The following is a 23267-nucleotide window of genomic DNA, read 5'->3' as shown; positions in this document are numbered from 1 at the left end:
ACATCGCCGAGCCCCGTTTACAACTACTTTGAGCAGCCAACAAAAATGCCGTTCAGTCGCTTAACTGAACGGCATTACGGCCAAAGCCACGCCTTCTGCTTCATCGCGTCGCGCGACGCATCAGGATTCGAGTTCCGCGTTCAGCGTGATCTTGGCGTTGTTCGCGAAGAGCTTCGACACCGGGCAGCCTTCCTTCGCTGCATTCGCCGCCTTTTCGAAGGCGGCCTTGTCGGCGCCGGGAATCTTCGCCTTCAGGTCGAGCTGGCAGGCGGTGATCGAGAAGCCGTCGCCGACCTTGTCGAGCGTGACCGTCGACTTCGTTTCCAGGCTCTCGGCCTTCATGCCGGCCTGTTCGAGTTGCAGCGAGAGCGCCATCGTGAAGCAGCCCGCGTGCGCCGCGCCGATCAGCTCTTCCGGGTTGGTGCCCGGGCCGCTTTCGAACCGCGACTGGAAGCCATACGGCGCGTCCTTCAGCACGCCGGTTTGCGTCGAAATGAAACCCTTGCCGTCCTTGATGCCGCCGCTCCATTTTGCCGATGCTGTCTTTTGCACGAGTGTTCTCCAGAAAATGTGACGTGGATTTGCTGCGACTGGCCGCCGCGCGGTTGACTCCCGCGTGCGCGAACCGATGAGTGCAGCACGCGCGATGCCCGGACGGTCGACGGATGTTAAACGGGCACTTATCATCGAACGTTTTCGCCCGGACCGGCGCGCGAAACGCGGGGCGCCCTCTTCATCCTAGCGGATCGGGCAGCGGCGCGCAGACATCGAAAGTCATGGAGGCGGGATGGGTCCGCAAGTCGAACAGGTAAGCGAGGACCGGGCGTTGCCCGAACGTGCCGATGTGGTCGTGATCGGCGGGGGAATCATCGGCGTGTCGAGCGCGCTCTATCTCGCGGAGAAGGGGCTGTCGGTCGCGCTGTGCGAGAAAGGCCAGATTGCGGGCGAGCAGTCGAGCCGCAACTGGGGCTGGTGCCGCGCGACGCATCGCGACCTGCGCGAACTGGAACTGAGCCTGGAAAGCCTGAAGCTGTGGCGCGAGATCGACGCGAAGCTCGGCATCGAAACGGGCTTCCGGCAATGCGGCATCCTCTACGCCGCCGACGACGCCAAGTCGCTCGCCGATCACGAAGACTGGCTCGCGCGGGCGCGGCGGCTCGTCGGACGCGAGGGCATCGATTCGCGCATCGTCTCCGCCGACGAAACCGCCTCGCTGATGCGCGGCGCCTCGCGCCGCTTCGCGGGCGGCATCTACACGCCCTCGGACGGCCGCGCGGAACCGCAGCACGCCGCTCCCGCCATCGCGAATGCGCTGCGGCGCCGCGGCGTGAAGGTGCTGACGCCATGCGCGGCGCGCGGCATCGAAACGGCCGGCGGCGCGGTGAGCGGCGTCGTCACGGAATACGGGCTGATCCGGTGTGCGAGCGTCGTCGTCGCGGGCGGCGCCTGGACGCGGCTCTTTGCGGGCAGTCTCGGCATCGACGTGCCGCAACTGATGGTGCGCTCGTCGGTCATGCGCACGGCACCGGTCGCCGGCGGCCCCGAGGTCAGCGCGTGCAATCAGGACATGGGTTATCGCAAGCGGCTCGACGGCGGCTACACGCTCGCAAACGCGTTCCACAGCTACCACGACATCACGCCCGACAGCTTCCGGCTCTTCGCGAAGTTCCTGCCCGCGTTCAAGAGCCAGTTCGGCTCGATCAAACTCGGCATCGGCGCGCGCTTTTTCGAGGAACTGCGGCGGCCGCGCCGCTGGCCGCTCGACCGGCCGACCGTGTTCGAAACCGTGCGCACGCTCGATCCGGCGCCGGTCGCTTCCTTTAACGACGCCGCGCTCGCCGAGTTCCGTGCGATTTTTCCGGCGCTGGCGAAGACGCCGGTCGCGCAGTCTTGGGCCGGTTATATCGACGTCACGCCGGATGCCGTGCCCGTAATATCGGGCGTCGAACGCCTGCGCGGCGCGTTCATCGCGACGGGATTTTCGGGGCACGGCTTCGGGATCGGTCCGGGCGCGGGCAAGCTGATGGCGGACATCGTGGCGAACGACACGCCGCTCGTCGATCCGCGCGCGTTTCGTCTGTCGCGTTTCTTCGATGGCACGAAGATCGAACTCGACGGCGGGTTCTGAGCGCGAGGGCGCACCGGCGCGTTAACATAGCGGTTTTCGTTCAGACGGCTGCGCTCGCACGACGCGCGCCGCCCGCATCCCCGAGGCTTTTCATGGCATCCACGCCTGCTTTGTACGTCGACGTCTGGTCCGACTTCGTTTGCCCCTTCTGCTACCTGCAGACGCCCGTGCTCGACCAGTTGCGCAACGCCTACGGCGATGCGGTCGAGATCCGCTGGCATGCTTTCGAACTGCGCCCCGAGCCGACACCGCTGCCTGGCGCCAACAACGACGCGCTGATCGAACAGTGGGAAAAGTCCGTCTACCCGCTCGCGGCCGAGCGCGGCCTGACGTTGCGCATGCCGGCCGTCAACCCGCGCAGCCGCAAGGCGTTCGAGACGGCGATGTTCGCGCGCGAGTCGAATCGCTATGAACTCGTGCATCGCGCGCTCTTCAAGGCGTATTTCGAGGACGGCCTCGACATCGGCGACACCGACGCATTGCTCGACATCGCCGCGACCTGCGGCATCGATCCGGAGCTGCTGGAAGAATCGCTGGCGGAAGGCGAATTCACCGACCTCGTGATCGAGGACGAAGATTTCGCGAAGAAGATCGGCGTGACCGGCGTGCCGTTCGCGGTCCTGTCGCGCGAGGGCGCGCCCGGCGAAGAGCCGCCTCCGCCCATCGCGCTGCGCGGCGCCGCGCCCGTGCAGCACTTCGAAGCTGCCGTCGAGCGTCTCTTTCCCGATGGCTTTCCCGGCTGAACGCGCGCCCGCCGTCTAGCTGTGCTCGGCCATGAACGACTTCAGCGCAATGCGCTGCGACGGTTCGAGCGCCTCGAATTCCAGTCCGTAGGCGGCGCTCTGCTGCGCGCCATCGGACGTGCCGACATGGCGCACGATGGCGTGCGTGTCGATATGGACGTCGATGTCGTCGGTGTTGAAGTGAAACGACACGCGCAGCCGCTCGCCGAGTTGGGCGCTCGGCTCGACCACCGCGAGCGACATCCCGTACGGGCTGATGTCGCATACCCGCCCCATTTGCCCGAGCGGCTGGCTTGCCCCTTCCGCTGAAAAGCGCGCGGCCAGCCGCGTCGGCATGCGCGCGAACTTGCGCGCCCGCAGACGCCTGATGCCGCCCGGCTCCGACAGCACGACATAGTTGAACGGCTCGCGGCACAGCGCATCGACCGTGCACGCGAAGCGGAACACGCCGCGCCCCGACAGCGCCACCATCTCCACCTGCTCGCCGTGGATGAGGTCCAGCCGGTCCACGCCGCTCATCACCGGCTGCGTGACGAACAGCGCGCGCTCGCCGTCGCGCCGCCCCGAGGAGAAGCCGATCACGCGCGACGCATACATCGCCGAGCCGGCACCGACTGTCGCGCGCAGCCCCACGCGCGCGCCGATCGCGAGGCCGATGTCGTCGAGCTTGAGCGGTCCGGCCTCACGCGATGCGTCCGCGTCACGGGATTCGCGCGGCGCCTCGGCGTCCCGTCGACGATGCGGCTCGAAGTGCGCGAACAGAAAATTGCGCGTGCTTTCGTCGCGAACGATGGTACCGGTATTTAACAGCAGCGCACCATCCTCCGCGACGATCGGCCATTGCAGCGGTGTTTGCAACGGCACGTCCTCGGGCCCCAGACGAATCAGAGCAGGCAAGAGCGGCGCGATGACGGATTCCAGGGTCATTTATTCGGACAATATTGAGACAGTTCCCAGCATCGTCCGACGGCAACTATTTTTCGTCAAGTACTTATACGGCAAGACTTACGTGCAACGTGAATTTATGACGCTTTTCTGACCGACTCGCGTAGTTCTCGCCCGATCGACCCCGCATGCGCGTCCGGAAGATGCGCGCGCCCGGCGCCGAAAATCTTTTCGCGCAGCGTGCCGGACCCGTATTCCGTCTTGTACGCGCCGCGCGCCTGCAACTCGGGCACGACGAGATCGACGAAATCGCGATAGCACTCGGGCGTGACCGTGCGCGCGAGGTTGAAGCCGTCGATGCCGGTGTCCTCGATCCACGCGATGAGTTCGTCCGCGACCTGCGACGCGCTTCCGACGAGCGTCGGGTAGCGGCCGCCGAGTTGCAACTCCTGGCTGAGGATGTCGCCGACCGTGCGCTCGCGGCCGGCCGCGGTCAGGTTTTTCACGACCGACTGGATCGCATTGTTCTTCACATAGCGGATCGGCTCGTTGCGCGCATAACGCGAGAAGTCGATGCCGCTCGAACTCGCGTAGTGAGCGAGGCCGGCTTCGGGGCTCGCGTATCGCACGTAGTCGTCGTATTTCTCGCGCGCTTCGCGCTCGGTGGCCGCCGTGACGATCGACATGCCCATGAAGAACTTGATGTCGTCGCGCTGACGGCCTTCCCGTTCGACTTCGTCACGCACGCCGCTCACGAGTTTTTTCAGCGCGCCGCGCTCCTGCTGCGAGACGAACACGCACTCCGCGTGGCGCGCCGCGAACGCCTGCCCGCGCCCCGACGCTCCCGCCTGGAACAGCACCGGCGTGCGTTGCGGCGACGGCTCCGACAAGTGATAACCCTCGACGTCGTAGTACTTGCCGTGATGCGCGATCGGCCGCACGCGCGCCGGATCGGCGTAGACGCGCGCTTCGCGGTCCGCGCGCACCGCGCCTTCCTGCCAGCTTCGCTCCCACAACTCGTACACGACGTCGAGAAATTCCTCGGCGCGGTCGTAGCGTTCGTCGTGCTCGATCTGCTGCCCGAGGCCCATCGCCTTCGCGGCGCTTTCCAGATAGCCGGTCACGATGTTCCAGCCGATGCGGCCGTTCGTCAGGTGATCGAGTGTCGAGAAGCGCCGGGCGAGCAGATACGGCAACTCGTAGGTCAGGTTCACCGTGACGCCGAAGCCGAGATGGCGCGTCGCGGCCGCCATCGCGGAGACGGTCAGAAGCGGATCGTTGACCGGAAGCTGGATCGATTCGCGCAGCGGCAGATCGACCGATTGTTGGTAGACATCGTAGACACCGACGATATCGGCGAGAAACAGGCCGTCGAACAGACCGCGTTCGAGCAACTGCGCGAGTTCCGTCCAGTACGCGATGTCCTTGTAGCGCGTCGACTGGTCGCGCGGATGCGTCCAGAGGCCATGATTGATATGGCCGACGCAGTTCATGTTGAAGGCGTTCAGCAGAATGTGTTTGGGCATGTCGGTGGATGCGCGAGCGGACGAATGAGAAAGCGTAACCATCCGTCCGCCGGCAAGGAACCGACGATTTCTGCTTTGCTTATTTCAAAGCGTCGACGCCGCGAAGGTATCGCACTGGCGAATGTCGCCGCTCGACAGTCCGCGCTTGAGCCAGCGCTGACGCTGCTCACTCGTGCCGTGCGTGAACGCTTCGGGCACCACGCGACCCTGGGTTTGCTTCTGAAGCCGGTCGTCGCCGATGGCCGCCGCCGCGTTCAGGCCCTCCGCGAAATCGCCGGGCTCGATGAGTTTGGCGTTGTCGCGCTGGGCGGTCGCGGCCCAGACGCCGGCGTAGCAGTCGGCCTGCAACTCGACGCGCACGGACAGCGCGTTCGCGCGCTCGCGCGACATGCGCGAGCGCGCGGCGTCGACTTTCTCGGAAATGCCGAGCACGTTTTGCACGTGATGCCCGACTTCATGCGCGATCACGTAAGCCTGCGCGAAGTCGCCGCTCGCGCCGAAACGCTCGCGCAACTCGCGATAGAACGACAGGTCGATGTAGACCTTGCGGTCGGCGGGACAATAGAACGGGCCCATCGCCGTTTCGCCGACGCCGCAGGCGGTCTGCGTGCCGCCCGAGAACAGGACGAGCTTCGGCGGCGGATAGTCCTGGTTGAACTGCGTGCGGAAGATTTCCTGCCAGGTGCGTTCGGTGTTGCCGAGCACGCGGCGCACGAAGACGGCGCCCGCGTCGTTCGCGGGCGGCCGGTTCGCGGGCGCGGCCTGCTGCTGCGGCGCCTGCGACTGCATCTGCGAGGCGCCGTTGATGATCACCATCGGATTGATGCCGAGGAAATACGAGGCCGCGAGCGCGACGACGATCGTCCCGATCCCGATACTGCCGCCGCCGACCCGAAATCCTCCGCCGCCGCCGCGACGGTCCTCGACATTCTGGCTTTCTGCTTCGTCATCGAGACGCATGGTGTTTCTCCTCTTCTGGTCGCATCGGCGCGGCAAAAAAAGCCGCTATGTTATCCGTCGAACCGTCCGGCACGGCCGACGTCGTGACGACATGGCACAGTTCCCCGCGTACAGGTCCAAGCATTATGCGCACCACGCCCGACGTGACATCGGCGCAATTGCGCGCAGACGCCCCGCAGTCCGATTGTCGCAGTGCGGTCGATTGTCGCGAAAATGGCGCGCCGTGCGCGTCACGCGCTCAAGCGAATCATTTCGAAAAAGCACGCCAATTCAGGCGTTTACGCGCGCCAACGCCTTGATCCTGCGACATTTGCGCGCATTCGCCATTCTTTGACGCGACGCAACACGCACTTCAAAAGCTCGTTAAGCTTCGTCCGTCACCAACCGATCAACCGACGAAAGCGCGCCGCCGAGCGACGTGCGCAACCCGCTCAATCCATCATGCAATCGACTCAGGAAGCGCTGGATCTCGCGCGAATCCAGTTCGCCTTTACCGTATCGTTTCACATCATTTTTCCAGCGCTGAGCATCGGGCTCGCGAGCTTCATCGCGGTCCTCGAAGGCGCCTGGCTCAAGACCGGCAAGCCCGTCTACAAGGAGCTGTGCCTCTTCTGGTCCAAGATTTTCGCCGTCGCGTTCGGCATGGGCGTCGTGTCGGGCGTCGTGATGAGCTACGAGTTCGGCACCAACTGGGGCGGCTTCTCAAGCTTCGCCGGACCCGTCACCGGGCCGCTCCTCGCATATGAAGTCATGACCGCGTTCTTTCTCGAAGCAGGCTTCCTGGGGATCATGCTGTTCGGCTGGAACAAGGTCGGCAGGAAGGCGCACTTCGGCGCCACGCTGATGGTCGCGATCGGCACGATCATCTCGACGTTCTGGATTCTCGCCTCGAACAGCTGGATGCAGACGCCGCAGGGCTATCGTATCGAAGGCGACCACGTCGTGCCCGTCGACTGGTTCGCGATCATCTTCAATCCGTCGTTCCCGTACCGGCTCGCGCACATGACGATCGCGGCGTTCATCGTCGCGGGGCTGGTGGTGGCCGCGACCGGCGCGTGGCATCTGCTGAAGGGCCGCCGCGATCCGGCGATCAAGAAGATGTTTTCGATGGCGCTCTGGCTGCTGCTCGTGCTGACGCCGGTGCAGGCGATCGTCGGCGATGCGCACGGCATCAACACGCGCGAGCATCAGCCGGCGAAGATCGCGGCGATCGAGGGCCTCTGGGACACCGAGCAAGGCGGCACCGCGCTCAACCTGTTCGGCATCCCGGACATGGAAGCCGAGACGACGAAGTACGCCGTGTCGATTCCGCACCTCGGCAGCCTGATCCTCACGCACAGCTGGGACGGCGAGATTCGCGGACTCAAGTCCTTCCCGAAAGAAGACCGCCCGAATTCGACCGTCGTCTTCTGGAGCTTCCGGATCATGGCGGGACTCGGCGTGCTGATGATCGCGATGTCGGCGGCGGCGTGGCTGTTGCGCCGTCGCGGCAGGCTCTATGAATCGCGCGGATTCCTGCGTTTCGTGCTCGCGATGGGGCCGACCGGTTTCATCACGCTGCTCGCGGGCTGGGTGACGACCGAAGCGGGCCGCCAGCCGTGGGTCGTGTACGGCGTGATGCGTACCGCCGACGCCGTTTCGCCCGTCACGGCGCAGCAAGTCGGAGTCTCGCTGCTCGTCTTCGTGATCGTCTACACGCTCGTGTTCGGCACCGGCATCTACTACTTGCTGAAGCTCTTGAAGCACGGCCCGGCGCTGCCCGGCACGACGACACACGCGCCCGGCATCGACGACGCCGGCCACACCGCGAGGCGCCCGTTGAGCGCCGTCAATCAATCGATCGAAGGAGCATAAGTCATGGATCTCACCCTCGCATGGGCGGCGATCATCGCGCTGGGCCTGCTGATGTACGTCGTGCTGGACGGCTTCGATCTCGGCATCGGCATTCTGTTTCCGCTCTTCCCCGACGAGCACGACCGCGACGTCATGATGAACACCGTCGCGCCCGTCTGGGACGGCAACGAGACCTGGCTCGTGCTCGGCGGCGCGGGTCTGTTCGCCGCGTTCCCGATGCTCTATTCGACCGTCCTTTCCGCGCTCTATCTGCCGCTCGTGCTGATGCTCGTGTGCCTGATCTTTCGCGGCGTCTCGTTCGAGATTCGCGCGAAGGCGTCGCGCACGAAGCATCTTTGGGACCTTGCGTTCATCGGCGGATCGGCGGGCGCGACGTTCTTTCAGGGCGTGGCGCTGGGCGCGTTCCTCGACGGCATCCCGGTCGCCGATGGCCGTTTTTCCGGCGAAGCGTTTGGCTGGTTCACGCCGTTCAGCATGTTCACGGGCGTGGCGCTCGTGGTGACTTACGCGCTGCTCGGCTGCTGCTGGCTGATCGCGAAGACCGAGGGCGACCTGCAGCGGCGGTTCTACCGGATCGTGTGGCCGCTCACCGTCCTGCAACTCGCGACGATCGCCGTGGTCAGCATCTGGACGCCGTTTCAGGATCAGGGCATCGCGATGCGCTGGTTCGATTCGCCGCTCTTTTACCGGCTGCTGCCGGTGCCGGTGCTGGTGGTGGCGTGCGCGTGGGTCATGCGGCGCTCGATTCGCTCCCGGCATGAGCGACGGCCGTTCGCGATGGCGCTCGGGTTCGTGCTGCTCGGATTCGCGGGGCTCGTCGTGAGCATTTCACCGCATGACGTCTTGCCGGGCGTCTCGCTGTGGGATGCGGCCGCGCCGCGCTCCAGCCAGTTGTTCACGATCGTCGGGGCGGCGGTCATCCTGCCCGTGATCGTGGCGTACACCACGCTTGGATATTGGGTCTTCAGAGGAAAGGTGCGGCATGGCGAACATCACTACCATTAAGGCCGCCGGGCGCGGCAAGCTGGCGCGGGCGGGTTGGTTTGTCGCGCTCTGGTTCGCCGGGGTCGGCGGGGCGATGTTGCTCGCCCTGCCGTTCAAGCTGCTCATTCGGGCGGGGGCCGGACACTGAGCCTCGGCGTGCAGCCGAGGCGCCGCGCCCGCGCCAATCCACTCAAAAGCCCGCCGCGACAGCAATCCCGCCCGCGACGATGCCGAACCCCACCACCGCGACCGACACCACCACGAGCACGCGCCGCGGAAACGATCGTCCGAGCATCGCGAGCGACGGCACGCTGATCGGCGGCAGCGTCATCAGCAGCGCACCGGCGGGGCCCGCCGCCATCCCGAGCGAAAGCATCGCCTGGATGATCGGCACTTCGCCCGCCGTCGGAATGACGAACAGCATGCCCGCGACCGCGAACGCCACGATCCAGATCAGACTGTTGTCGATGTCAGGTCCGATGTGCGGAAAGAGCCACGCACGCGCCGCGCCGAGCAGCAGCACGAGCACGATGTACTCGGGCACGAGACGCAGCGTCATGCGGCCCAGAATCTTCATCCAGCGCGAAAACGCCGTGCCCGGCTCGTCCTCGTCGATCATCTGCTTGAGCGCGTCGCGCGATGCTTCCGCTTCTTTCGGCGTCACCATCCGGTTCACGACATAGCCGAGCCCGAACACCATCAGCACGCCCAGGCCGAGCCGCAGGCCCATCCACTGCCAGCCGAGCACGAAGCCCATGAATACGAGCGCCGCCGGATTCAACACCGTGTTGCCGAGCCAGAACGCGATCGCCGCGCCCGGCGCCGCCTGCCGCGCCCGCAATCCCGCGACGACGGGCGCCGCGCAGCACGTGCACATCATCCCCGGCAACGACATCAGGCCGCCATTGACGACGCTCCCGAAGTCGCTGCGGCCCAGCGCGCGCGCCACCCACTGCGGCGGAATCAGCGCCTGCACGGCGGAGCCGAGCAGCAGGCCGAGCACCATCGCCTGCCAGATCGCCTTGCCGTAGGCCAGCGCGTAATCGAGCGCGGCCTTGAGCGACGCCTCGGGCGCGCTCGCGGCGGTGCCCATCAGGATCGACTTGCCGATCGAATGCTGGCTCGCCGCGACGAACGCGCGGTTGTAGTACGGAAACCACTTCACGTAGAAGAGGCCGATCACGGCGATCAGCACAAACGTCAAGAGTCCGAGCGCGATACGCGGTTGTCGATGGGCGGTGTTCATTTTTCTTGAGAATAAGGCGTTGTTGATTGCGAATTCGATGCGAAGGTTCGAGCGCCGGACTTCAACCGGTCGCCACGGCCGTTTCGTTCAGTTGGGCGAGAATCGCCCTCGCCTGCTCGACGCTGTCGGCATCGTTCGGACGAAAGAGCACATGCGTTGCGTGCTCCAGTTCGGTGAAATGCGCGCCGCTGCTGCGCGCATACGCCGGGTCGTAATGCAGGTCGATCAGTTCGGCGAACAACGCGCTCCTCGCGCCTTCGTCGATCAGCCGATGCCAGTGCATCACGCGCTCGCGGCTATGCAGGCCGATCAGCTTGGCGAGCTGCTGCTTGAAGAACGCGGGTTCGTCGAAGAGATGGCCGTAGTCTTGCAGCAGGAACGCGATGCGGTCGTCGTGGCTCGCTTCCACCTCGACGCACGCGCCGCGATGAAACGTCACGAGCAGCGACTCCGGCAATGTGATCGAACCGATGCGCCGGCTCTCCGCCTCGACGAACACCGGCCGCGACACGTCGAAGCCGCGCAGCACGCCGACGAGCGCGGAGTCGAAACCCTTCTGCGACGGCTGCGGCTCGCCCGGCAGCGCGCCGAGCAGCGACCCGCGATGCGCGGCGAGCCCTTCGAGATCGAGCACCTGCGCGCCCGCCGCGCGCAACGCCTGCAACAGGCGCGTCTTGCCGCTGCCCGTATGGCCGACGAGCGCGACATAGCGAAAGCGCTTCGGCAGCGCGTCGAGCAGATCGAGCGTCGCGCGCCGGTACGACTTGTAGCCGCCTTCGAGCTGACGCGCCTGCCAGCCGATCATGTTGAACCACGTCGTCATCGAGCCGGAGCGCTTGCCGCCGCGCCAGCAATAAATGAGCGGCCGCCAGTTGCGCGGACGGTCGGCGAACGTGGTCTCGAGATGCAGCGCGATGTTGCGCGCGACCATCGCGGCGCCGACGCGCGTCGCCTCGAACGGCGAAACCTGCTTGTACATCGTGCCGACGATCGCGCGCTCCTCGTTGCTCAGAACGGGGGCATTGATCGCTCCGGGAATGTGATCCTCGGCGAATTCGAGCGGCGTGCGGACGTCGACGACTTCGTCGAAATCCTTGAGCCGGTCCAGGTTCACGAGCAGATTTTTCAAGGTGACGACGCGCATTTCGACGATTGACCGGGACGCGAATTATCGCACGCAAGCGCTTTTGCGACCCGCGGCGCGCTCGCCGGCATGACGGACAGGCCCGCGAAACACGCCGAATTACCTGCCGAATTCCATAACGCTCGCGGTTTTTGGCTCGCTACATTGGCAGTTCGGGGCGCGACGCGGCACACGCCGTCTCGCCTTCACGCGTTTTCATCCAGAATATCCACGGTAAACAGCAGCAAAAGGACCGAGCGATGAGCTACGCACAGACCATCGGAACCCGAACCTACCGTTTCGCGGACCTCAAGACGCTGCTGGCGAAAGCCAGCCCCTTGCGCTCCGGCGATCAACTCGCCGGCGTCACCGCAGCAACGGAAGAGGAGCGCGTCGCCGCGAAAATGGCGCTGGCGGACGTGCCGCTGCCAACCTTCCTGACCGAAGCGGTGATCCCCTACGAGGACGACGAAGTCACGCGCCTCATCATCGACGATCACTCGCCGGAAGCCTTTGCGCCGGTTTCGCATCTGACGGTTGGCGACTTCCGCAACTGGCTCCTCGCCGACACGACGACCACCGAGATGCTCGTCGGCGTGACCGCTGGCCTCACGCCGGAAATGGTCGCGGCGGTGTCGAAGCTGATGCGCAACCAGGACCTCATCCTCGTCGCCAAAAAGCGCCCGGTCGTCACGCGCTTTCGCAACACCATCGGGCTGCCCGGCCGCATGTCGGTGCGCCTGCAGCCGAATCATCCGACCGACGACGCCAAAGGCATCGCCGCCTCGATGTTCGACGGCCTCATGTACGGCTGCGGCGACGCCGTCATCGGCATCAATCCCGCATCCGATTCGTTGAGCGCGATCACGGCGCTCCTCGTGATGATCGACGAATTCCGCCAGCGCTACGACGTTCCGACGCAATCGTGCGTGCTCACGCACGTGACCAATACGATCGCGGCCATCGAAAAAGGCGCCCCGGTCGACCTCGTGTTCCAGTCGATCGCCGGCACGGAAAAGGCCAACGCGAGCTTCGGCGTGTCGCTCGCGCTGCTTCGGGAAGCGCACGAGGCGGGCCGCTCGCTCAAGCGCGGCACGGTGGGCGACAATCTCATGTACTTCGAAACCGGCCAGGGCAGCGCGCTCTCGGCGAATGCGCATCATGGCGTCGATCAGCAGACCTGCGAAGCGCGCGCCTACGCGGTCGCGCGCAAGTTCGAGCCGCTGCTGACGAATACCGTGGTCGGCTTTATCGGGCCGGAGTATCTGTACGATGGCCGGCAGATCATTCGCGCCGGCCTCGAAGACCACTTCTGCGGCAAGCTGCTGGGCGTGCCGATGGGCTGCGACATCTGCTACACGAACCACGCCGAAGCCGATCAGGACGACATGGACACGCTGCTCACGCTGCTCGGCGTCGCGAACGTCAACTTCATCATGGGCGTTCCGGGCGCCGACGACGTGATGCTCAACTATCAAAGCACGTCGTTCCATGACGCGCTCTACGTGCGCCGCGTGCTGAACCTGAAACGCGCGCCGGAATTCGAAGCGTGGCTCGAACAGATGCGCATCACCGACGCGCGCGGCGCCTTGCTCGCGCAGGCCGCGCAGCCGCTCATCGAATGGATGGACGCGTGATGGACGACCAGCCCGCTTCGTCCGTCGACGAGAACCCGTGGGACGCGCTGCGCCGCTACACGAATGCGCGCATCGCGCTGGGACGCGCGGGTAGCAGCCTGCCGACCGCGGCGCTGCTCGCGTTCGAGCTTTCGCACGCGCAGGCGCGCGACGCAGTGCATCAGCCGCTCGACACCGCCGCGCTGCACGGCGCTCTGCGCGCCGCCGGATTCGATACGCTCGACGCCGCGAGCGCGGCGCCCGATCGCGATCACTATCTGCGCCGGCCGGACCTGGGCAGGACGCTCGGCGACGAAAGCGCGGCAGCGCTCGCCGCCCACGCGAAAACGCTGAAGGAAGCGCCGGACGTCGTGTTCGTCGTCGCCGACGGTCTTTCCGCCTACGCGGCCGCGCGGCACGCCACGCCCTTCCTCGCAGCGCTGCGCCCTTGTCTCGCTGGCTGGAACATCGGCCCGGCCGTCGTCGCGACGCAGGCGCGCGTCGCGCTCGGCGACGGTATCGGTGAGCTTTTACGGGCGCGCAGCGTCGTGGTGTTGATCGGCGAACGGCCGGGCCTCAGTTCTCCCGACAGTCTCGGCATCTACCTGACCTGGGCGCCACGCATCGGCCGCAGCGACGCCGAACGCAACTGCATTTCGAACGTGCGTCCCGAAGGACTCGCGTATGCACCCGCCGCGTTCAGGCTGCATTACCTGCTCGACAAGGCGCGATCGCTGAAGCTGACCGGCGTCGGCCTGAAGGACGACAGCGATTCGCTGCTCGTGGCGTCGGCGAAACCCGGCGGAACGATCGAATCGGCGTGAAGCGCGTTCGACTACAGCACGAGCGACCCGGCCGAGATCGCGACGATCAGGAAAATCACGAACAGAATCAGGAAGATGAAGAAACAGATCTTCGCGATGCCGGCGGCACCCGACGACACGCGTCCGAAACCGAAGAAACCCGCGATCACCGAGATGACCGCGAAGAGAATGGCGAGCTTGAGCATGACTGGTCCGTTCTTTTTGATCGAAGTGGGACCGGTCAAGCAAGGGATGTTCCCGTTCAGCGAGTGCACGCCAGCGAGTACTTGAGGCCCTCGGCGAGCAGCGCGCTCCAGACCGCCCACGTGTGCCCGCCGTCGATGATCCGCAATTCCGCCGGCTGCTTCGCCTCGCGCAGTTGCGTGTACAGCAGCGACGCTTCGGCCTGGATGCGCAGGTCGTCGTCGCCGGCTGCGATGAACATCGGCACGCGCAGGCCGCGGCTCATATACGTTTGCCACTGCGCCGGATAATTCAGCGTGCGCCAGACCAGCGGATCGAATTGGCGGTCGCCGAACACGCCGACATAGCGCGCCGCCGAGGCGACCGGCGGCGCGCCCGCATAAATGGCCGGGCCGAGCAGCATCGCGCCGCAGAAAAGCTGCGGGCGCGTCATCGCGTAACGCAGCGCGCCGAAACCGCCCATCGACACGCCGCCGATCACGCGCCCCTCGCGACCCGTCTGCGCGGCGTATTTCGTTTCGATCTCCGGCATCAGTTCTTCGAAAAACGCGGTTTCGATCGACTCCTTGCGATCGACGTACCAGTCAGTGCCGCCCTGCGGCATCACGATCAGAAGCGGCGGAATCTCGCGTTGCGCGATCAGCCGGTCGACGATCGCTTGCAGTCGGCCTTGCGTGATCCAGTCGTAGGCGTCGCCGTTGTTTCCGTGCAGCAGATACAGCACGGGATAGCGCTCGTCGCGCGGCGCATAGCCGGGCGGCAGATAGAGGACGTAAGGCCAGTCGCGATCGAGCGCTTCGGAATGCATCGTGCGCGCGACGACCTTGCTGCCCGCCGCCGACGTCAGCACGGCAGGCATCGGTTTCGCCGATGCCGCCGCGTGCCGGACGGCCGTCGCGCCGGGCATCGACTCGCTCGCCGTTGTCGACGCAGCTTGCGGCGCCGCGTGAGCGGCGGCGATCGCGCCGGCGGTGACGAGACTGACCGTTAGTCGCGTTTTAACGCGCGGCGCGCGGCGGTTGGCGAAGAGCATGCGGAGGCGTTCGAAAGACGTGATCGGAAAGCAAAACGCGCCGGCTTGCGGCGCGGTTCCGGGGGAAAACCGGCTAGCGGCTCAACGTGCGCTGCGGGCGGCTCTGCCCGTGTCGAGCGCGGGCTTGGGCGTGATCGCGTGCACCAGCGGCCGCCGCAATTGCGGCACGGCGAGCAGCAGCGAAATCGCGACGGCGTCGGCGGCAAAACCGAGCGGCACGTTGATATAGCCGCCCGTCAGCGTGAACAGCACCGAATCGACGACGAGCGAGATCACCGTGCCCGCGACGAAGCAAACCATGCCGTCGCGACCGACCGCGCCGATCCACGGCAGGCGCGCGGCGATCTGTTTCACGACGCCATAGCGCACGAGATTCGCCGCGAGCCACGCGATCGCCAGGAAATTCGCGACGCGCGCGCCGGCCAGATTGCGCTTGAAGTCGCTGTCGATGGCGCCGGCCGGCAGAATCAGCTTGTAGTACGCCATGCCTGCGACGACGGCGAGCGCGGCCACGCTCATCACCCAGCCGAATCGGTGCGAACTTACGCGCTGGTAAATCGGCTGGCAGCGCGCGAGCACGCCCAGCACGAACATCAGTTGCCAGGCGGCGGGGTTGAAGTCCCAGAGATTGTCGTCGACGGACGGCAGGTAGTCGCCCAGTTGCGGCGCGAGCATCCACAGCACCACGCTCCCGCCGAGCAGGAGCCACGGTTTCGAGCGCGCGAGCGGCAGCAAGAGCGGCACGGCCAGCGCGAAGAACGCGTACATCGGCAAGACCGCCGCGAGATACGGCTGGCGTTTGAAGAGCAGGATTTCGGCGATGGACGCGACCGGCGCGCTCGTCAGGCTGTCGAGGTCGCCGGTCGCGAGGTTCGGCGCGCTGCCGTAGAACGGCCGCAGCACGAAGCTCGCGAGCAGCATCAGCGCGGCGGTCACGAGAAACGCGCGGTAGATCTCGAACGAACGCCGGACGAAACGCCCGCGCGCGACGCTTTCCGACTGGCGCGACGCGAGCGACACATACGCCGTGGCCGTCGCGAAGCCGCCGAGGAACACGAAGACTTCGGCGGCGTCGTTGAGCGCGAACGCGTGCAGCGTGAAGCGCGAGAGCATGCTTCCGCCGATGTGATCGACGACGATGATCAGGAGAACCAGACCGCGAAAGAAGTCGAGTTCGACGAAGCGTTGAGATTTTCGCTGCATGCGGCGTTCGGGTAGCGCCTGCGCGATGCAGGCTGTGACCAAGGCGGAGCCGCCCGAAAGGCGGCTCAAACGGAGTTGGAGTTTACCCTAATTGCTGCGATGCAATGCGTTCGGAGTTTGCTCAGACGTATCAATTGTTTACGCGTAGATACGCCCCCAATTTCAGCCATTCGACGCTTCCGCTGCAACCACCATGATGCGACGCCATGCGCCGCCGAACGTAGCCGAGCGCGCGCCGGTCGTCGTCGAGCGCGGTCAGGTAGCGGTTGTCGCTCTCTCCTATCATCGGGTTGGCGGTCGCGAGCATCTTTGAAAATCGCGCCGACCACCCAGGCGTCATTCAGGCCGCCGCGAACTTTTTTCAACAGCCCTGCTCTGATCTTTTCAATTACCTTTCATCGCACGGCCGGCGTCGGGTATGATCGGCGGCCTCGACAGCGCGCCGCGCTTGGCCGAACATACCGAATCCTCCACCACACTCGAACCACATGGACTATTTCCTGGCACTGGCAAGCGACCCCGCCGCCTGGGCTGCACTCGCGACACTCGTGGTCATGGAAGTCGTGCTCGGCATCGACAACCTGATCTTCATCTCCATTCTCACCAACAAACTGCCGCCCGAGCATCGCGCGCGCACGCAGAAGATCGGCATCGGGCTCGCGCTGATCATGCGGCTCGGTCTGCTCGGCACGATCGCGCTGATCGTGCGCCTGACGACGCCGATCTTCGAGGCATTCGGCCACGGCTTCTCGTGGCGCGACCTGATCCTGATTGCGGGCGGCGTGTTTCTCGTGTGGAAGGCGACCAAGGAGATCCATCATCACGTCGCGCACGACGACGATCTCAGCGACGGCGGCGCCGGCAAGACGTCCGGAATTTCGCCGATGTCGGCCATCGGGCAGATTCTGGTGCTCGACCTCGTGTTCTCGATCGACAGTATCGTGACGGCCGTCGGCATGACCGAGCACATTCCGATCATGTTCATCGCGGTGATCGCGGCGGTGACGGTGATGCTGTTTGCGGCCGGCCCGCTGTCGCGCTTCATCGAGCGTAATCCGACCATCGTCATGCTGGCGCTCGGCTTCCTGCTCGTGATCGGGATGACGCTGATCGCGGAAGGGTTCGGATCGCACGTGCCGAAGGGGTATATCTACGCGGCGATGGCATTCTCGGCGCTGGTGGAGGGGTTGAATATGCTGTCGCGGAGGGCGAAGGCGCGCAGGGCGAGTCCAGAAAGGGTTTCGGGCGATCACTGACAGAGTATGCAACCGGTTCGGCGCGACCGAGTTGTCGCGTCGAGCGGTCGTTCGTCTGGCATGAGTCTCGAATTCGTGCCGAATTTTCTGATGACCATTCCCGCGCGGCGCCATGACGCTGTCTGTCCATACGGATTCTTGCGGACGGTTATGGGACTCTTCCAATTCGAGCTAGGCCGCCAGCGCAAGCACCAGCGGCCGGATACGAACCGTGGGATTCAACCCCTGTGGGCGCGCGCTACAAGTCAGAAAAGCGAAACACAGCGCTCCACTGTCGGCCTTGACGCGGTGCGCGTCACCGATAGTCAGAGGCGCGTTCGCATAGCGCTCGTTTTCCGAATGCCTTGCCCGGCGCCCGCGCGGCGCTTTTTATCTCTTGGATCTCTCTCAGCCACCCGCCCCCCGACGCTTGTCGGTGAGGCGCGACCCTCTGGATGCCTGCCCAGCAGACTAGCCTCCTATGAGGCTTGCTACAACAGGGCATCGCGCATATCGGCCTTTCGATAGCTGCACGATCTGAATCTTTGAGGGACCGGTCAAGGTGACGCCGTCAACAGTCGCAGAGAATCCGGAGCGACCCGATCCCGTGTTTTGGAAGTGCTCATTTACGTCGCGTCGCTCTGTCTTTTCCGCCTCGATCACTTGTACCGAGCCATCACGTCTCGTTATCTCTACGAATACGCGCTCATTAGGCACGCCGGCTCCGCCCGCATAAACCGCCCAGCCCTTGATCGTGTTCGCGCCATTCTTAAGACTAATGTTCCGGCCGGGCTGGTAAGGAGAACCGTTGATTTCGTCCACGCTGCATTCGCCTCCCGTGTCGCGCACGGGCGGGAGGTTAGCTGTCGGACTGAAAAGGGACGGCGGACGATAATCTCGGGTCTCCACGATGGCATGAACAGGGCATTCGAAATACCGACCGCCAGTCTTCTGTACAACGCCGACGTTGTATCTCCCATGTAGATCGGCTGCGTCGACGACTACCTCGTAACCGACGTTTCCCATGGACGGCTGCTTGAAGTGGCTGTTCACGTCGTTTCTGGGAATCTTCTTTGCCTCAATCATCTCAGCATTGCCGTCACTGCCACGAATCGACACGAACACCCGATCATTCCCAATCCCCTCAGTCGGTGAGACGGCGCCCCAACCCATCACAGAGAATGTGTTTCGCGAGAGCAGACTCGGCTTCTCAGTCCGCTCGACGCCATTGATTGCATCAACGTTACAGACACCGCCGGGCTCAATCTCATTCGGGACGGGCACAGCCTTCGCGAAAAGCTGACCGCCTACTTTGTCGTCCATATGAAACTGCAATTCCGACACTTGAAGAGAATACGTGTTCCGCCAGAGCCAGCTTGTTCCACTGTCTCCTTGGATACCGATTGAAACCGGTTTTCGTGCACCTAATAAGTCGTCACGTCTTGTGCTTTGCAATGCAGCAAAGTCGAAGGCGCTGTGGACAGTTGGACTAAGCAAGAATCCGGAGACGCCGTACCCTGGAACATAGCGATAATGTTCAGCGACACCAGTCGGATAAAGGACGACGAGATTTAGCGCTGGAAGCTTGTACAGGAAGGACACCAGCCGACCCATCAGCGTCGGGCGAATGACGATCTTCGCCCATAACGGGGCAGTCGTTTGAGGAAGGGCCACCTGTTGACCCAGAGGCGTATCGCGCTGATCGACAACGGGCTCGCTGAACGCAATCTTCTCCGCGACGCTCCTCTTTTCCAGCACCGCATACTGACCAAAAAGGGCCGTGACACGATACCGCGAAATGAGCTCCGGCCAACTCGTGCCGTCTTCTAACGAAGGATAGTGTTCGTCGATCGCCGAAATCGAGAAATAGATCCGGTCCGCAGCGTTTTTACTGGCCAGATGAGCGCGGTCGAGTTCCGCAAGAGCCGGCGTGTACGCTGAGTAAGTCTGGAGGACGGGACGGGGCGCCCATCTTTGACCGGAAGCCAATACTGCCGATATGTCGAAAGGATAGAGATCGACAGTGCTATCGCTAGGGGGCAGAGGCAGTTCAGCGACTATCTTTGCTCGCGCCGACTGAAAACGCTTCTCGAATTCATCTGACCCGGATGCCCGCACTCGAAGGCCCGTCCAAGATCTAGTCCACACTGCTGTGAGGCGCGACGACATGCTGATCGGATCCACCGACATGTGAGCGTAATTTACGGTCGCCCACGCCAACATGCCGACTACAAAGATTGCTATTGAAAGCCTCGATCGAAGCGCAAGAACTAAAATGCACGAGGTCAACAGAAGTGTAGAGCCGGCCGTTCGAGCATGGCCGTCGTGCCGAACAAAACCTGCTTTGTAGGCTACGTAAAAGATGATCGCAAGGCTGAGCGCCGCTATCCAGGTAGACGAGCCGTATCGTCTCGACCGAAGCAGCAGAACCAAGATTATCAACGCAGCGACGAGAAACGCTGCTGTTTGCCAAACCGGCCCCAGCGTTGACATTCCATCGTTGAAGCCGGAAATAATTGGCAACTGCGACAAATAATAGCGCACGAACCCACCCACTGGCTGACCAAGAGCAGCCCAAGTAGTGAAGTTCAGCAATATCGCGAAAACTACGTAAAGCGCAGCTAGCCCACCCGACTTGCGGCCGACGACTGCGACCGCGATAACTGCGCTCACAGCTACGGGAAAAAGAAAACTAGCTTTAACAAGCGGCAGGATCGAAAGCGCAGCCGCCAAAATTGCAAGTGCTGCCGCAAGCCAGTTCCGCAGCGGCTTAACGGATTGAGTCCATTCAATCGCGACGAGAACGAAGAGTAGCGGAAGGCACAAAAAGAACGGGTCGTAGAGCCCTGTTTGCGGGATTGCAAAAGGGATCAGCAGGATAAGGAAGGAACCACGTGCAAGTGAGAGGCAGCCCACAAAGAACGCACTAGCAAGAAACACGGAAAACCACAGCATCGCCGCATCCGTTGCCGGATGGTATATGTGGGAATAGACCGACGTGAGCGGTCCCATAGTAAAAAGGATGTCCTTTCCGATAACGAAGTTCCGCGCCACCGCCTCGTTCATCGCGTACTGCCAGGACGAATCAAGGCTAAAAGCGGGAAAGCCTGGGTAAATTGGTGCGAAAGCAAAAATGATCCCGCCGAAAGCTAAAAACGCCGCCACGATCCTAAGTAGATTTGACTGTTTGCCTATCGATTTTTGATTGCTCATTCTGTGGCCGGTCCCGTCCGTCGATGGGCGGTAATAGTGACACATGGTGAGCGGACTCTCAAGCAAACCCGGCGGACCGCCCTGCGCAGCCAAACGATCACTTGTTGCTGATGGAGGATGCTGATGTTCTGCCGGAACTAGTCGAACTTTGCGCGGGCGCTGTTGAAAATTTCCAGTTGCAATGCTGGATGCCGACCTTGTCGTGCGTCGAGATCTGATTGATCAGGTCGCGCGACATGACGCCCACATCAGCGTCGCTCGGCGTGATCGGCTTGAAATACAGGCACGAGTTATCGACGACCCGAATCGGGCCTGGCACCTCCCTGACCTGATTCGGGATTATCTGAACCGGAGCCGTGAAGCACCCAGAGAAGCTCGTTACGAGCAGGTCGTTGTCGAGCACAGACTGAGAATTTTCCACATTGATTCGCTCCTGCGCGGCCGTGGCCGCAGTCTTTGCGGCATCGGCGTCTGCTTGGACGTCTGCCGTCTTGCGTGCGTTGAGCTTCTCTTCCGCCACATGTTGTGTCGCCTTTGCGGCCGCAACATCGATTCGCGCCCTGTGCTGCGCGTCGGCAACCTTCGCCTTTGCATTCCAATGGAAGAGCAGCGCCGCAGCGGCGGACAAGCCGGCGAGAATCCACGGCCCGAGTTTCATCACGATCTCAATCATTTGCCGGCCCTCATCAAGTTGGCGAGGCGCAGCGCGCGGCCCGGTGTCACGGCCGTGCCGATGCCGACGTCTTCGCGGGCCCACTTCGAGTCGAGCATCTCGACAGCGGCCCGCGTGTAGTCGCGCGCGCGAGCCGCGGCAATAATCTTTGCGAAGCCGAGCAGCCGGCCGATGCCCGTGTTGAAACACATTTGGCGATGACTCGCTGACGCACGGCGTCAAGCGCACGCCATGAGGGCAGGTTGCGGTCGAGGTCGGCGTAGACGTCATCGAGGTTATCAGCCAGAAGTTCGTCGACCTGCATGTTGGTGAGCGGATAGTTCCAACCGGCCGGCAGCGGCTTTGCGCGCAGGTTGTGCCCGACCCTCCACCGTTGGAATGCCCTTCGAATCGAGGTAGGGTCTATAGCGCACGCCCTCGTCGCGGCGCAGCTCTTCGACAAGCACCATCTCGGTATTGGGTGTCATCGTCGCCTTCCTTCGGCGCGAGGTGCACCGACGTGTAGCGGATCGAGATGAACGTCAAGCCGAAGAGCGTGTAAGCGATCCGCTGCTACACGTTCTGCGGGATGACGGCCTTCAGCTTCAGAGGCATGCCGCCCCACGCCTGCGAGATCAGCGGACCGGCGCCCGCAAGCGCAGTGAACGCGGCGTCCGCGGTGGCCGTGCCGCGCTTGTGGAGCTTTCCCCAGTTATCGGCAAGCGAGAGCCGCAGATTCGTGAACGGAATCAGATGGCGGTTTCAAACTGAAGTGCAGCGGGGAGTCTAGTGTTTAGAACCATAAGGCTGGCTCGCTGAAGCAAGCGTAGCGGCGAAGACCTCGAATGGAGAATGGAACTCGCGAGTCGCGCGAGGCCGGCTGTTAAGGCTGTCGGCGATGGCGTCGATCTCGTCCTGACTGTAGACCGATAGGTCGGCGCCCTTAGGCAAATATTGACGAAGCAATCCGTTAGTGTTTTCGCAGGTCCCGCGCTGCCAGGGGCTGTGGGCATCACAGAAGTACACGCGCACGCCCGTGGATGCAGTGAGTTCTCGATGCCGCGACATTTCTTTTCTCTGGTCGTAGGTAAAGGTTTGTCGCAGCGGTACGGCAATCGAGTTGAGTTTGGCAGAGAAGGCCGCCAGCGCTGAAGCGGCGGTGGCGCCTTCCATCTTGGCGAGTAGCACTAGGCGGCTGGTCCGTTCGACCAGGACGCCGACAGACGAATGATTTCCGGCGCCCTTGATAAAGTCGCCTTCCCAATGACCAGGGAGAAGGCGGACTTCGATTTCGGGCGGCCGCACATGGATACTGACCATGTCGGAAATCTGCCCGCGCCGGTCGGTGCCGCGCGTGCGGGACATGCGGGCGCTATGACCGTGGCGCAAGCAGGCAATGAGCTGACGGCGCAGTTCGCCGCGCGGCTGCGCATAGATGGCCGTGTAGATGGTTTCGTGCGAAACGTGCTGGGTCGGCTCGGTCGGATACATGCGCTTCAGTGTGCCCGATATCTGCTGGGGTGACCATTTCCAATCGAGCAGGGTGACACGACCCGCCAGCAAACGCTCCGTAGGCAAAGCTTCGCGGGGCGGCGGCCCGCGCTACGGCGGGCGGTGCTGAGCGCTCCAGCCCGCACTGATGCGTAGCCAGCGGGAGAACTGTTTCGCGTCAGTTCACGGCTCACCGTGGACGCCGAACGCCCGAGTATTCGGGCCATGGTCCGAATACTCACATCGTGCTGGCGCAGGCTTGCAATGGCGAGGCGTTCTTCAGGTTGAAGCTGTTGATACGAAGTATTGTCGGGCATTGCAACACCTTATACGAGACAGGTGTTGCACCTCGCTTTTGAGGCCGCCGA

At 63.7% G+C, this 23267-nt stretch carries 22 protein-coding genes and 1 pseudogene; 8 read left to right on the top strand and 15 right to left on the bottom strand.

Going from position 1 to position 23267, the window contains the following annotated elements; genetic code table 11:
- Nucleotides 1-120: 120 nt before the first annotated feature.
- On the bottom strand, nucleotides 121-552 hold the full coding sequence (locus tag AWB66_RS03040; protein WP_062632447.1) for an OsmC family protein: 432 nt from the start codon (nucleotides 550-552) through the stop codon (nucleotides 121-123).
- Nucleotides 553-787: 235 nt separating this feature from the next.
- Between AWB66_RS03040 and AWB66_RS03035 the strand changes: the two genes are divergently transcribed.
- Nucleotides 788-2128: an NAD(P)/FAD-dependent oxidoreductase gene (locus AWB66_RS03035; protein WP_087628746.1), complete on the top strand. Its 1341-nt coding sequence runs from the start codon at nucleotides 788-790 to the stop codon at nucleotides 2126-2128.
- A 92-nt stretch (nucleotides 2129-2220) separates the two neighbouring features.
- Complete coding sequence (locus tag AWB66_RS03030) at nucleotides 2221-2871, top strand: DsbA family oxidoreductase (RefSeq protein ID WP_087628745.1); 651 nt, start codon at nucleotides 2221-2223, stop codon at nucleotides 2869-2871.
- Between the two features lie 15 nt (nucleotides 2872-2886).
- Here AWB66_RS03030 and AWB66_RS03025 read toward each other — a convergent pair whose 3' ends face one another.
- The 3 genes from AWB66_RS03025 to ypfJ all read right to left on the bottom strand — a co-directional run bounded on the left by AWB66_RS03025 (nucleotide 2887) and on the right by ypfJ (nucleotide 6242).
- Nucleotides 2887-3798 (bottom strand): flagellar brake protein, encoded by a 912-nt coding sequence (locus AWB66_RS03025; RefSeq protein WP_087628744.1) that lies wholly within the window; start codon nucleotides 3796-3798, stop codon nucleotides 2887-2889.
- 95 nt (nucleotides 3799-3893) lie between these two features.
- Nucleotides 3894-5282: an LLM class flavin-dependent oxidoreductase gene (locus tag AWB66_RS03020; RefSeq protein WP_087628743.1), complete on the bottom strand. Its 1389-nt coding sequence runs from the start codon at nucleotides 5280-5282 to the stop codon at nucleotides 3894-3896.
- Between the two features lie 84 nt (nucleotides 5283-5366).
- The gene (gene ypfJ / locus AWB66_RS03015; protein WP_087628742.1) at nucleotides 5367-6242 is read right to left on the bottom strand and encodes a KPN_02809 family neutral zinc metallopeptidase; all 876 of its coding nucleotides are present in this window, start codon (nucleotides 6240-6242) and stop codon (nucleotides 5367-5369) included.
- Nucleotides 6243-6683: 441 nt separating this feature from the next.
- Here ypfJ and AWB66_RS03010 point away from each other — a divergent pair, with 441 nt between their 5' ends.
- The 3 genes from AWB66_RS03010 to AWB66_RS33955 are packed head-to-tail and all read left to right on the top strand — an operon-like array spanning nucleotide 6684 to nucleotide 9228.
- A complete protein-coding gene (locus AWB66_RS03010; RefSeq protein WP_087628811.1) occupies nucleotides 6684-8096 on the top strand; it encodes a cytochrome ubiquinol oxidase subunit I in 1413 nt (470 codons plus the stop codon).
- Between the two features lie 3 nt (nucleotides 8097-8099).
- A complete protein-coding gene (gene cydB, locus AWB66_RS03005; RefSeq protein ID WP_087628741.1) occupies nucleotides 8100-9101 on the top strand; it encodes a cytochrome d ubiquinol oxidase subunit II in 1002 nt (333 codons plus the stop codon).
- The gene (locus AWB66_RS33955; RefSeq protein WP_200818907.1) at nucleotides 9079-9228 is read left to right on the top strand and encodes a hypothetical protein; all 150 of its coding nucleotides are present in this window, start codon (nucleotides 9079-9081) and stop codon (nucleotides 9226-9228) included. The genes cydB and AWB66_RS33955 overlap by 23 nt, the downstream gene beginning before the upstream one ends.
- A 42-nt stretch (nucleotides 9229-9270) precedes the next feature.
- Here the strand turns inward: AWB66_RS33955 and AWB66_RS03000 are convergent, their stop codons facing one another.
- Both AWB66_RS03000 and mnmH read right to left on the bottom strand, forming a co-directional pair.
- Nucleotides 9271-10326 (bottom strand): permease, encoded by a 1056-nt coding sequence (locus AWB66_RS03000; protein WP_087628740.1) that lies wholly within the window; start codon nucleotides 10324-10326, stop codon nucleotides 9271-9273.
- 61 nt (nucleotides 10327-10387) lie between these two features.
- Complete coding sequence (gene mnmH, locus AWB66_RS02995; RefSeq protein ID WP_087628810.1) at nucleotides 10388-11455, bottom strand: tRNA 2-selenouridine(34) synthase MnmH; 1068 nt, start codon at nucleotides 11453-11455, stop codon at nucleotides 10388-10390.
- Nucleotides 11456-11709: 254 nt separating this feature from the next.
- Between mnmH and AWB66_RS02990 the strand changes: the two genes are divergently transcribed.
- Together AWB66_RS02990 and eutC are read left to right on the top strand one after the other, a co-directional pair.
- On the top strand, nucleotides 11710-13086 hold the full coding sequence (locus AWB66_RS02990; RefSeq protein ID WP_087628739.1) for an ethanolamine ammonia-lyase subunit EutB: 1377 nt from the start codon (nucleotides 11710-11712) through the stop codon (nucleotides 13084-13086).
- Complete coding sequence (eutC, locus tag AWB66_RS02985; protein ID WP_087628738.1) at nucleotides 13086-13889, top strand: ethanolamine ammonia-lyase subunit EutC; 804 nt, start codon at nucleotides 13086-13088, stop codon at nucleotides 13887-13889. Before AWB66_RS02990 ends, eutC begins: the two co-directional genes overlap by 1 nt.
- A gap of 11 nt (nucleotides 13890-13900) precedes the next feature.
- Here the strand turns inward: eutC and AWB66_RS02980 are convergent, their stop codons facing one another.
- The 4 genes from AWB66_RS02980 to AWB66_RS33570 form a co-directional block, all read right to left on the bottom strand.
- Entirely contained in the window at nucleotides 13901-14074 is a 174-nt protein-coding gene (locus tag AWB66_RS02980; protein WP_087628737.1) for a DUF1328 domain-containing protein, read from the bottom strand.
- A gap of 56 nt (nucleotides 14075-14130) precedes the next feature.
- Entirely contained in the window at nucleotides 14131-14931 is an 801-nt protein-coding gene (locus AWB66_RS02975) for an alpha/beta hydrolase (RefSeq protein ID WP_407642258.1), read from the bottom strand.
- 255 nt (nucleotides 14932-15186) lie between these two features.
- Nucleotides 15187-16308, bottom strand: coding sequence for an OpgC domain-containing protein (locus AWB66_RS02970; protein WP_087628735.1), 1122 nt, complete (start codon nucleotides 16306-16308; stop codon nucleotides 15187-15189).
- Nucleotides 16309-16438: 130 nt separating this feature from the next.
- A complete protein-coding gene (locus AWB66_RS33570) occupies nucleotides 16439-16615 on the bottom strand; it encodes a CBS domain-containing protein (RefSeq protein WP_159462871.1) in 177 nt (58 codons plus the stop codon).
- A gap of 181 nt (nucleotides 16616-16796) precedes the next feature.
- Between AWB66_RS33570 and AWB66_RS02965 the strand changes: the two genes are divergently transcribed.
- Nucleotides 16797-17564 carry a TerC family protein gene (locus tag AWB66_RS02965; protein ID WP_087628734.1) on the top strand — a complete coding sequence of 256 codons (768 nt, stop codon included), beginning with the start codon at nucleotides 16797-16799 and terminating at the stop codon, nucleotides 17562-17564.
- Nucleotides 17565-18014: 450 nt separating this feature from the next.
- Here AWB66_RS02965 and AWB66_RS02960 read toward each other — a convergent pair whose 3' ends face one another.
- The 5 genes and pseudogenes from AWB66_RS02960 to AWB66_RS02945 form a co-directional block, all read right to left on the bottom strand.
- A complete protein-coding gene (locus tag AWB66_RS02960; protein ID WP_087628733.1) occupies nucleotides 18015-20756 on the bottom strand; it encodes a hypothetical protein in 2742 nt (913 codons plus the stop codon).
- Nucleotides 20757-20853: 97 nt separating this feature from the next.
- Complete coding sequence (locus AWB66_RS02955) at nucleotides 20854-21429, bottom strand: hypothetical protein (RefSeq protein WP_087628732.1); 576 nt, start codon at nucleotides 21427-21429, stop codon at nucleotides 20854-20856.
- Nucleotides 21426-21620 (bottom strand): lysozyme family protein, encoded by a 195-nt coding sequence (locus AWB66_RS34215; protein ID WP_087628731.1) that lies wholly within the window; start codon nucleotides 21618-21620, stop codon nucleotides 21426-21428. The genes AWB66_RS02955 and AWB66_RS34215 overlap by 4 nt, the downstream gene beginning before the upstream one ends.
- A gap of 87 nt (nucleotides 21621-21707) precedes the next feature.
- The gene (locus AWB66_RS34210; RefSeq protein ID WP_235020953.1) at nucleotides 21708-21896 is read right to left on the bottom strand and encodes a hypothetical protein; all 189 of its coding nucleotides are present in this window, start codon (nucleotides 21894-21896) and stop codon (nucleotides 21708-21710) included.
- 298 nt (nucleotides 21897-22194) lie between these two features.
- A pseudogene (locus AWB66_RS02945) lies at nucleotides 22195-23216 on the bottom strand (IS30 family transposase).
- Nucleotides 23217-23267 lie beyond the last annotated feature (51 nt).

It is taken from the genome of Caballeronia telluris, assembly GCF_001544495.1.
GTDB lineage: Bacteria > Pseudomonadota > Gammaproteobacteria > Burkholderiales > Burkholderiaceae > Caballeronia > Caballeronia telluris.
Note: the sequence above shows the minus strand (reverse complement) of the source record. Positions and strands in the feature narration are given on the sequence as shown.